Source organism: Clostridium sp. (genome assembly GCF_050717545.1).
In the GTDB taxonomy this organism is placed as follows: Bacteria; Bacillota; Clostridia; order Clostridiales; family Clostridiaceae; genus Clostridium_AD.
This window is the reverse complement of record NZ_JBOITN010000020.1, coordinates 1-10926: the sequence shown is the minus strand read 5'-3', so window position 1 is coordinate 10926 and position 10926 is coordinate 1. Positions and strand designations below refer to the sequence as shown.

The 10926-nt window shown below is 30.2% G+C and carries 12 protein-coding genes; 9 read left to right on the top strand and 3 right to left on the bottom strand.

Going from position 1 to position 10926, the window contains the following annotated elements:
* Window positions 1–159 precede the first annotated feature (159 nt).
* A complete protein-coding gene (locus ACREVX_RS05155; protein ID WP_431543102.1) occupies window positions 160–546 on the top strand; it encodes a MarR family winged helix-turn-helix transcriptional regulator in 387 nt (128 codons plus the stop codon).
* Window positions 547–596: 50 nt separating this feature from the next.
* Here ACREVX_RS05155 and ACREVX_RS05150 read toward each other — a convergent pair whose 3' ends face one another.
* The 3 genes from ACREVX_RS05150 to ACREVX_RS05140 all read right to left on the bottom strand — a co-directional run bounded on the left by ACREVX_RS05150 (window position 597) and on the right by ACREVX_RS05140 (window position 3753).
* Entirely contained in the window at window positions 597–1919 is a 1323-nt protein-coding gene (locus ACREVX_RS05150) for a DUF445 family protein (RefSeq protein WP_431543101.1), read from the bottom strand.
* A gap of 9 nt (window positions 1920–1928) precedes the next feature.
* Window positions 1929–3152 carry a DUF445 domain-containing protein gene (locus ACREVX_RS05145; RefSeq protein WP_431543100.1) on the bottom strand — a complete coding sequence of 408 codons (1224 nt, stop codon included), beginning with the start codon at window positions 3150–3152 and terminating at the stop codon, window positions 1929–1931.
* 253 nt (window positions 3153–3405) lie between these two features.
* A complete protein-coding gene (locus ACREVX_RS05140; protein ID WP_431543099.1) occupies window positions 3406–3753 on the bottom strand; it encodes a plasmid stabilization protein in 348 nt (115 codons plus the stop codon).
* Between the two features lie 513 nt (window positions 3754–4266).
* Here ACREVX_RS05140 and ACREVX_RS05135 point away from each other — a divergent pair.
* From ACREVX_RS05135 to ACREVX_RS05100, 8 genes are all read left to right on the top strand, one after another.
* Window positions 4267–5574, top strand: a complete 1308-nt coding sequence (locus ACREVX_RS05135) for an amidohydrolase (protein ID WP_431543098.1) — start codon at window positions 4267–4269, stop codon at window positions 5572–5574.
* 207 nt (window positions 5575–5781) lie between these two features.
* On the top strand, window positions 5782–7137 hold the full coding sequence (locus ACREVX_RS05130; protein ID WP_431543097.1) for a YjiH family protein: 1356 nt from the start codon (window positions 5782–5784) through the stop codon (window positions 7135–7137).
* Between the two features lie 212 nt (window positions 7138–7349).
* Window positions 7350–7559, top strand: coding sequence for a BRO family protein (locus tag ACREVX_RS05125; protein ID WP_431543096.1), 210 nt, complete (start codon window positions 7350–7352; stop codon window positions 7557–7559).
* A gap of 871 nt (window positions 7560–8430) precedes the next feature.
* Window positions 8431–8841, top strand: a complete 411-nt coding sequence (locus ACREVX_RS05120; RefSeq protein WP_431543095.1) for a hypothetical protein — start codon at window positions 8431–8433, stop codon at window positions 8839–8841.
* Between the two features lie 253 nt (window positions 8842–9094).
* Entirely contained in the window at window positions 9095–9361 is a 267-nt protein-coding gene (locus tag ACREVX_RS05115) for a hypothetical protein (protein ID WP_431543094.1), read from the top strand.
* 128 nt (window positions 9362–9489) lie between these two features.
* Window positions 9490–9759 (top strand): DUF2357 domain-containing protein, encoded by a 270-nt coding sequence (locus tag ACREVX_RS05110; RefSeq protein WP_431543093.1) that lies wholly within the window; start codon window positions 9490–9492, stop codon window positions 9757–9759.
* 25 nt (window positions 9760–9784) lie between these two features.
* On the top strand, window positions 9785–10114 hold the full coding sequence (locus ACREVX_RS05105) for a DUF2357 domain-containing protein (RefSeq protein ID WP_431543092.1): 330 nt from the start codon (window positions 9785–9787) through the stop codon (window positions 10112–10114).
* Window positions 10115–10546: a nuclease domain-containing protein gene (locus ACREVX_RS05100; protein WP_431543091.1), complete on the top strand. Its 432-nt coding sequence runs from the start codon at window positions 10115–10117 to the stop codon at window positions 10544–10546.
* The last annotated feature ends 380 nt before the right edge of the window (window positions 10547–10926 follow it).

Sequence of the window (10926 nt, the reverse complement as noted above, 5' to 3'; positions counted from 1 at the left end):
TAAAAAAGTAGATGAGCAAGAAGTATTAGAATCTAATTTAAATGTTAAATATAGAATGTTACTAGTTACGGCGGCTACAGGTATAGAATTAGTTGATGAGAAATTTGTAGATGAGCTAAAAAATATATAATATACTTTATAAGCAAAACTAAGAAAAAAATGACTAGATTTATTGAAAAAGCATTAAAAGAAAAAGGGTTAGATGATTTAGCGCCTTCATATGGCAATATCCTTACAGTACTATATAATAATAATGGAAGACTAAGTATGAATCAAATAGGCAAAATAATAGGAAAAGATAAGTCTACAATTACAGCATTAGTCAATAAATTATCAAATTTAGGATATGTAAAAAAGGAAAAGTGTATAGAAGATAGAAGAGTAACATACATAATTTTAACTGAAAAAGGTAAAGCAATAGAAGGGAAAGTAAATGATATTTCTAAAAAAGTGAATTTAATAGCATATAAAAATTTTTCTAAAGAAGAAAAAGACATATTCCTTAAACTCTTGAAGAAGATGAATAATAACTTTGATATAGAATAAAGTATAGGCCATCCAAATTTGGACGACCTTGTTTGTTCTTACTAAAGAACTTAAACTAAACCTATTAATTTATTTGCTAATGGAAGAATAAAGGGTTCATAAACAAAGTTAATAAAAGAAAATAAAGCAAAACCCAGCATGGCACCTATCATAGCTCCATTAATACGGATCCATTGGAGCGGCTCTCCAGCACTATCTTCAATTAGACTTTCCAATTGACCATCAGTAAATCCTTTTATTCTTTCTTCAACAAACCCTCCAAACTCCGTTCTATTCTTTTCAATGATTTCTATTATAAGGCCCTTGACTACAGAATCTATCCAAGATAAAGTTCCTGCATCATTTTTTATTTGTTTCCATAAGTCTTCTGTTAAATCGGTGATAATAGCAACAACAGATTTTAAATTATCATCATACGCAAGGGGAACATTTGAAGTATCCTTACTGTCGTCAGATATTGCAATAAGAAGAGTTTCAAGCAGTGTAAGAACAGTGTCTATACGTTTCTCTATTGCAAAATTATCTATAAAATTGTTCAAAATTTTATTTAAATCAACTTCTTCCAAGTGCTCATTTGAATACATGGTTATTATTTTTTTTATATAGTTATATTTTTTATCGCTAACTTTTAAATCGTTTAAAAAATTGATACTTTCTGAATGAATAGCTTTTGCTAAATTATCAGTATTAACAATTTTCTTAATTCCCCCGATAAACTTAAATTTCTTACCGGACTGTTCATTGATTTGGCTACTCAAAAATTTATGTAGCTTATTATAACTTTCATCCTTACTCAAAAATACAATAAGTTTATCTATCATGTTAGTATACGCTACCTTTGTAAAACGATTTTGAATATATTTATCAGAAAGCTTTAGAACTTTTGTTTTAGTAAAATTGATATCCTTTGATTTTCCCTTAATGTAATTTATAAATTTAGTATATTTTGTTTTATCATTTCTGTAACTACTTAACGAATTCAACACATATGACAGTAACCAATTTTTTGCACTCTTCATTGTAGTCTTATTTTCGACAAACCCTATAATGGTTTCACTTACTTGCATGTTTTCAATTATATTTTGTATATAGTTCATATCTAGCAAGTTATTATTAACTATAGCACTTAAATTATTTAGTATCTTTTCTTTATTGGAAGGTATTATAGGTTTTATTGGAATCCCTAAGGGTCTTTCAAAAAGAGCAGTAACTGCAAACCAATCAGCAATGCTCCCAACCATAGCTGCCTCTACAATGAAAATAAACATTTTTATAAAGAACGGTTCACCATAATAATGCTTAAGGACTGTAAGTAGCATAAAAACTAACATTAAAATTGTAAGAATAATATTGGCTTTCTTTCTATTTTTCATAATACCTCCTTACCTAGCAATATACATGATAATAAATGTAATAATCCCAACCATGCCTCCAATTAGTGAACCATTTATTCTAATCATGTTTAAATCTTCACCTACACTGTTGTATATTTCTTCAGTTAGCATTTCATTTGAGTATTCCGCCAGTTTGTTTTTAATAATGTACTCTATTTTTCCATATAAAAATTCTGATAATATGCTGTCTAATTCTGAAATTAACTTTTTCCGTAAAGGTGTATCTTCCTTCAAAGTGGCATTAAGTTTGTCAATACTGTTATAAACCACGCTTTGAGTTGTATTTGCTGGAGCTCCATCTTCCAATGTTGTGGTAGCAACCTCAGCATAAATAGCCTTAAAATCAGCTGTTTTTATAAAATTTAATAAGCTGCTTAGGGCAGAGTATTTCGCAAACGGCTTTATGTGTTTGGATAGATCAAATTTTTGTATAAATTCTGGGTCTTTAACGAGTTCTAGACTATTATCCGTTATCTTTATCAATTCTTTTGGTATATCGTTATATGTAGAAAAAATATAAGTGGCTACTTTTTTTAGCGTATTATTGCCCTTGTTATATCTTGTTTTTATATTTGTGAAAAGCTCATCAAGTTTGCCAGATACCTCTGGCAGTTTTAATAATTTTTGTAGCTCCTTTGCTACAGAATTAAGAATATTATGGACATAACCATTATCAATTGCCCAATCTGTGAGATGATTTGCAGCTTTGTAAATTTCGTTTTTATTTTGATCTACAGATTGCATAACAAGATTTTTAAAGTGTGCTTGGTTATCTTTATTGGAATAAATATTCGTTTTTGTTATAATATCGTTTGCTACGATGTTTACTATTCCGTGTTCAACAACATAATCAATTAACATTTGCGAGATTTCAATTTTCTTTATTTTTTCCGTAAGTGCATCCTTTGTTATTATTTTATCCTGTACAATATTCACGATAACGGATATAACCTGTTCTCTATTCCTTGGGATCATCTCGGTTTTAAATAGTGCTTTAGGCCAGCTTATACCTAAAGGTTTTATAAAAAAAGATTTAATTGCGAACCAATCAGCAATACCCCCTATAAGACCTGCACTAGCAAAACTGAAAATTAACCCTCCCCATAGTGTTTCGTGATAAGGATAAAAAAAGAGAAACATAATTGTAAATATTGATAAAATAATATTCGCTACCTTTTGTGCGGAAAACTTGCGATGTATCTTTTTATCCAATTAATAATCCCTCTTTTCTAAATAAGTAAGTCTTTTATATAATTTTTACAATATATTTTTAATCTCTGCAAAATCGTTATAACACTGTGTAGGTACAAAATTTATAATTTGTATCGTGATCAAGAAGAAAGTGATTTTCTTTACATTTATTAGGCTGACGGTGCGACACCATTGTAAAAATTAAAAACCACCCTGAGAAGGATGGGTTTTTGACAGGATTCATGTGCATAATATATGGATTATATTATGGTTATTATTTAACTGATTTTAATTTCGTTATGTCTTTCCAGTTACTTGCCGTTATAGATTCGACCTTATTTAAGTTATCTGTAATGTCGTCTAATCGGTTAAGTGTTATACTCCTAAACTCGGTTAGGTTTGCAGTTTGTTCTACTACAGTGTCTAATTTTATTTCAAACCTTGTTTGATTGTTTTTCAAATCTTTAATATCACCATGCAAATCTTTAATATCACCTTGTGAATTTTTAACATCACCTTGTAAATCTTTAATATCCCCCTGCATATCTTTAATATCATTCTGAATAGGTTTTAATTTATCATCAAATAAATTACTTAGGGTTTGTAATAATTCTTTATCCATATTAGCACCTTCCTCTCAGTATTAAGTTGTACTTATCTAACTCACATACCCATTCTGATTGTATAAATGTGTTAATAATAAATACTTATAGTTTTTATTAGGATACTGTTTAAAACATATTTTCACTCCTCTAAGTATACCAAATTTTAAACTAAAATAATATATATTATAATAATATTAATGCTCCAATGCGAACATATATTCGCATTATAAAAGTCTATTAGCGAAGGGATTCAGATAAAGGAAAGGGATGAAAACACCTTAAAGCATAGGGGATCAAGCCGCATATTATGCAGGATAAATTGTTTCAATCAGATTTTGATAAGTTTGTTAAAGGGTTGTTAGAAGAATAGGTAGTATATAGATAACTTCGCATAATTTGATGTGGAGTTTATTTTTATCTTAAAATATCAGTTAAATAATCATATATTAAAATATGATACAATAATATTAAAAACATTAACGTGTGGGGGGGCACCATAAGTTGGTTAATAAAATGGGAGGGGATTCTACATGCAAGATGAAATACAAGTTTATATAGATAGTATAGAGAATAAAATAATAGAATGTAGAAGAGATTTTCACAAGTTTGCTGAATCTGCTTGGACGGAGTTTAGAACTGCCTCAATGATTGCTAGAAAATTAAAGGATTTAGGTTACGAGGTTAAAGTTGGAAGAGAAGTTATGAGTGAAAAGGATAGAATGGGACTTCCTGATGAAGAGGTATTAGAAAAGCATTATAAACGCGCATTGCAGCAAGGGGCTGATGAAGAATATATTGAAAGGGTTAAGGGCGGATTTACTGCAGTTGTGGGTATACTAGACGCTGGAGATGGACCAACAATTGCATTGAGATTCGATATAGATGCTCTAGATATTTCTGAAAGTAACTCAGAGGATCATTTGCCATACAAAGAAGGTTTTAACTCTATTAATGAAAATGTTATGCACGCCTGTGGTCATGATGGGCATGGAGCTATAGGATTAGGCGTGGCACAAACACTTATGGAGATAAAAGATAAAATCCAAGGGAAAATTAAGTTGATTTTTCAACCAGCAGAGGAAGACGTAAGGGGAGCAAAGTCTATAACAACCTCTGGAGTATTAGATGATGTAGATTATATTTTAGCAGGACATATTGGGATCAAAGAAGATAGTTCAGGGGAGCTTTACTGTGGCGTAGGAGGCTTTTTAGCAACATCAAAATTTGATGCCTATTTTACCGGAATAGCCACCCATGCAGGGGGGAGCCCAGAAAAAGGTAGAAATGCTTTACTTGCAGGGGCATCTGCAGCACTTAACTTACATGCAATACCTAGACACAGTGAAGGAGCAACCCGTATAAATGTTGGAAAGTTTACTGCAGGCACAGGTAGAAATGTAATTCCTGCAAATGCCAGCATGATGATTGAGACCAGGGGAGATACATCTAGTTTGAATAAATATATGAAGGAACAGGCAATAAGAGTATTAGAAGCCTCCGCTGCTATGTATGATGTCCACCTAGAGATTAATGAAATGGGTGGAGGAGCACAAAGTTGTGATAGCGATAAAGAATTAATATATAAAATCAAGACCCTTGGAGAAAACATAAAAGGATTTAATAAAGTCATTTATGAAAAAGTTAATTTAGGTGCAAGTGAAGACTTTTCATATATGATGAAAAGAGTTCAAGAACATGGGGGCAAAGCAGTATATATGTTGTATGGGAGTGATATCAAGGCCAGTCATCATAATGATAAATTTGACTTTAACGAAGGGGTTTTAAAGAATGCAGCAAAAATCATTTCTATTTTAGTGTATGATATTTTAAAAATATAAAGGATAGGAAAAAACAAATATTAGTAGACTAAAGGAAATTAGACTCATTTTATGAAATAAGTGCTATTAATTGAGGTTAATATATATTAAAATGAATATATATACAAAATACTGATTAAATATGCAAAAACCTATTGCAACATTTTTGGGATTATGTTATTCTAGAAATTGTGCATCGTAGTTAATACAAAATGGGGGTTTGTAAGTGTGATAAATAAGTTAAAGTTTGTATTTTTATCAATTTTTGGGTTTATTTTTTTTCTAATACCTTTGAATATTAATGGAGAAAGTAAAATTGCTATATCTCACATAGTAAATTTTGTTACAAGCAATATGTTTGATTCATTTATTGGTTTCACTATTATTTGTGCATGGGTTGTGTTAATTGCAACTATGCTTTTTACCTTTTATTCTTCAAAAAATGAGTATGTTAATTCTGTATTCAAAGCATCACCTTTAAATGTTGTATTAAGGGTAGTTGGCTCATTTTTATACCTTATGGTGATTAATAATTGGTTTCAAAACTATGAGTTTGCAGGTATGATTTTAGATGGCGGTACTGGTGGGATGATGGCAGGAGAAGGTGGTCTTTTAACCACACTTTATATAACATTCTTTGTAGCTATTATTGCCCTTCCTTTATTAACACATTTTGGTATGGTTGAATTTATAGGTATTTTATTAGGTCCTATAGTTAAAAAGTTGTTTAAAGTACCAGGCTACTCAACTATCGATGCCATTGCATCCTTTGTTGGTGATGGTACAATTGGTATTGTGGTAACGGATAACCAATATCAAAGAGGATACTACAATAGAAGAGAAGCTTATATAATTGCAACTAGTTTTTCTATTGTAGGTATAGCATTCGCTTCTGCAGTAGCTGAAGAGCTAGGATTTGGACATATTTTCCCAATATTTTATGGATCTATTGCATTAGTAACTATTATATTGGCTTTTATTACATCTAGAATGCCACTTAAGAAATTTCCACCAACTTATTATGAAGGGATAACTCCTAATAGAATTGAGATTCCAAAAGGTAAAACTGTTTTTGAGTATTCATATGAATCGGCAATAAAGCAGGCAGGAGATGCCAAAATTGGAAAAGTAATGATTGATGCGTTAAAAAATATTGTTAACATATACGTTGGATTCTTACCTATTATTATGGTGGTTGGAACATTATCTTTGGTAGTGGTAGAATATACCCAGTTTTTCAATATCATTAGTGCACCACTGGTATATTTCTATACTTGGATAGGGTACAGTAATGAAGTAGCAACAGCTATGGCACCAGCATCGGTTGCTGGATTTGCAGATATGTATTTACCAGCTTTATTTATCGGTACAGCGGTTTCTGAAGCCTCAAGATTTTTTATTGGTGTATTAGCATTTACCCAGTTAGTATTTATGTCTGAAACTGGAATGATTTTAGTTAAAAGTAAAATTGGTTTAAGCTTTTGGGATGTAATTAAAGTATTTGTTTTTAGAACGGTAATGTCTTTCCCGTTATTAATAGTTATAACAAATATTTTAGCTGCTTTAGATGTAATATCGTTTTAATGAATAACGTTTTTTATATTTTGTTTTGGATAAGCTCTTTTTAGTGCGTTGCACTGAAAGGAGCTTATTTTTATTTTAGTGGGTTTGATGTGTTAAAGAAAGTTTTTAAATAATTTTAATTATACATTTTTTATGTATTTTCTATAACAATTATACAATGAGGATTAAAAGTAGATAATATGATGGATATGCAAGTGAGGTGAGGGTAGGTATTGTTAGCATATAAGCGATGGGATAAATTTTGTAATGTTATTGATAAAGCAAAAGAAGCTTGTAAAAATAGTGATATAGATGTTTTAGACCATTTTTCCCACGTGGGAAAAATGGTTGAACTAGAATCGGGTTCTCAAAGAGAAATAGAAGATATTATGCTTTCGAGATATGCTTGTTATCTTATAGTTCAAAATGCTGATTCAAGGTGAGAAACTTAAATAGAGAAATAGCTGAAAGAATTTAGCATCAAGGAATCTATGTTTTATTGGTATTATGGAACAATAGTATTTGTTCGTAACAACTCCAGTGAAATTATATTTATAAAGTAGAAAATAGCTAATGAAGCTCTGGGGTAATCTCAGAGCTTTATTATTTTATCCGTTTTTACAAATATTTAAGGGGAAAATAGTTTTATGTTGAAATAACATAAAATAGATATTAAATCATGAGGTGAGTTAATGCAAAACAGAAGGCAAATTTAATTATAGGCGTAAATTGGTATTTAACTCCTGATGAATCTGGAAATGAGGATGGCAAGCATATTTCATACTTACAAAAGGATGAGAATAGGAAATGTGATGAGGAATTGTATTATAGCTTAAGTAAAATTATTTTTAGCAAACAAAAATTGTCCGCTGCGTTACCAATTTTTGTAATGGGGTCGCATCAGCAACCTATTATATGGGAATACACATAGCTAGGCGAAGATAAAACATTTTATGAGAATTTATTAGATGGAGTGTTAGGTAGAAAAATTAAGAGTTTGGAAAGAAAAGAAACGAAAAACTTAGCGGCAGCCATGAGGCGAGAACACTGAAATATACATCAATATTTCAGTGTTCTTTTGTTGTGCGAAAGTGGGTTTAATGACAGCAATTTAGTTTCTCACCTATTAGTAGTAAGGTAACTCTAAGTTAACTTCTAGGGTGTCCGCGCAGTCACCTGAAACAAGGAAGTAGAAGATCAGTATGTTGAAAATCAGATAAAATCAATTAACCAGAATACATTAGAAACGTAAACTAAAAATTCTCCTTAATTATAATATAATTACCATATGTTATATTAAAGAAGGTGTACTGAATGGAGAATAATAAAAAAGATTCATGGATAGATATAACTGAAGAAAATAAAAACTTCTTAGGAAGGAAAACAGTAGATAAGATTACTTTTAAATATGGAACTACAATACCTCTTAGATATCATAAGGTTTTTTTAGATAACTTATCAGATAATTTAACTTTTGGGAAAAGTATAAAGGTAAAGTTGTTTATCAATAAAAGGGAGTTTTGTGGAATAGCTTTATGGCCAAGTTCTAAAAGAAGGTCTGGAATGACAGTGCAACTTAGATATAGTAATAAAGCATTGCTAGAAATTTTAAAGGAAAAGCTAGAGATAAGCTATGATTATATTGTTCAATATAAAAAAGAGAATAATAAGAAACCTTCAACATTTCCAGAAGAATATCAAGAATATATTGATTTTTTTCTATAAGGGTGACAAAATAGATACTTTTATACTGGAGTTAATTCCTAAATCTAAAACTGGAGCAGAAGACGATGAATTAGTGGATGAAGCGATTATATAAGATGAGTAAGATAATGAGTTTGTAACAATAAATAATATTAATTCAGAAGTTACATATATCCATAATTACATAAGAAGTAAAGGTTTTAATTATACTAAAGATTTAATTACTAATTTTTATCTTAGTTTAAAAACCAAACCTTTCGTTATTCCTTCTGGAATGTCACGAACTGGAAAGAGCAAAATAGTAAAGCTATTTGCACAGGCCGTTTCTGCAAATAAGGATAATGAAAGATTTAAGTTAGTACCGATTAGGCCAGACTGTTCAGATGCAACAGATCTCTTAGGATACAGAAATATTATAAAAAATTTCATTACAAGCATTATTATGGAGGCTACATATGAAGCCATGAAGAGCACAGATAAACCTTATTTTCTATGTCTTGATGAAAAGAAATTGGAAATAATTCTGAGCTATTATTTATAGAAACAGATGAAGTTTATTTTTCCATAAAGGGAATTAAGGGCGCTGCAAGTTATGGTGAACCCAAATCACTTACTATTATAGTAGAAGGTAAAAAACGTACCTATAATATAAATCAGTGCCTTTACTTTATGGAATACACTAATTATGAAGAAGTTATTGAAAGGAAAAACAAAACTACTATAGAGTTTTATCATGAAAATCTTAATATAAGAAACAAAATAACGCCTACAGGTAGAGGCGGTAATATCTTAAGTGGAATAATAAATTTTCAGGGGGATATAGGTTATTCTGATATTTATATAAAGGTAAATGGAAATACTCATATGAAAATAATTATAGAGGTGCTTCCTAGTAAAATTTATTATAAAGAAGATTATAAAGCAAGACAGGATATGTAAACACCAAAGCCTTAAAAATATAAGTATGGACACAATAAAATGGCTAGAGAAAAGACCTCATTTATTAGGAAATATAGATGGAAGGTACATTCCTGCCAAGGCTCTACAGGTAACAAAACAAGTTACATTAGATACAAAGGAAAATAGATTTCTAAAGTTCATGTTAATAAAGATAATTGAAAAGATAGATAACTTTATAAGAACATATTCATCAACGCCTTGGGAAAAGAATGAGGAAGTTATGAAAAAATTGAAGGAGATGAAGAGAGAAATATATAAGTATTATTTGATGCTGCAAAAGGGTTTAAGTATTAATAGTAATATATTTTCATTGTCAATGAAGGAAATTAGTTAATTGTATGAGTATTGGTGTTTTATAAAGATAAATGCTTTACTTAGAAACAAGTATAAATTAATAAGCACAGATTTTATAACTGTTAACAGAGCGGGAATATTTGTTTCATTTAAAAAAGGTGTAACCTCGACATTGGAGTATGAAAACATAGAAACAAAAGAAAGGTTTAAGGTTTGTTACAACTCCTTTAAGTCTAGCAGCATAAATTCTAAAACAGAGGGAAGTAAAACAATAACACAAAAACCTGATAATCTATTGGTTATAAATAAATTAGGTATCCCCGTAGCTTACGAATTTGTATTTGATGCAAAGTATAGGATAGAAACATCAAAGGAATATCAGGACAAGTATGGTGGCATTGGTCCTAAAGAAGAAGACATAAATGCAATGCACAGATACAGAGATGCTAATTCAATTCCCTCTATTTTCTAATTAAATATGAATCTTACCATCTATATGTAAATATTCTTAATCTTAATTAGTAACTCTTTTATTGATGAGTCATCTTTTACCACATCATCTAAATTAACTGAAAACATCTTTTCTACACTGACTGCCTTTGAAATTCAAGGACTTTTTAACCTATCTGTTTAAGACAAGCTAATAAGTCTTTTATGAGCGGTTTTAATAATAAAGTAAAATTAGAGCGTGATAAAATGAAGGATGAGATACTAAGAAAATATATGTAAGCGTCAAATGCTACCCACATTCCTATGCACTTTAATTCATGAGATAATAACCTCAAAACAAGGAGGTTATTCTTATGTCAGAACCAAAAGTTAATTTCATGTGGCAACATCGAGTGAATGACT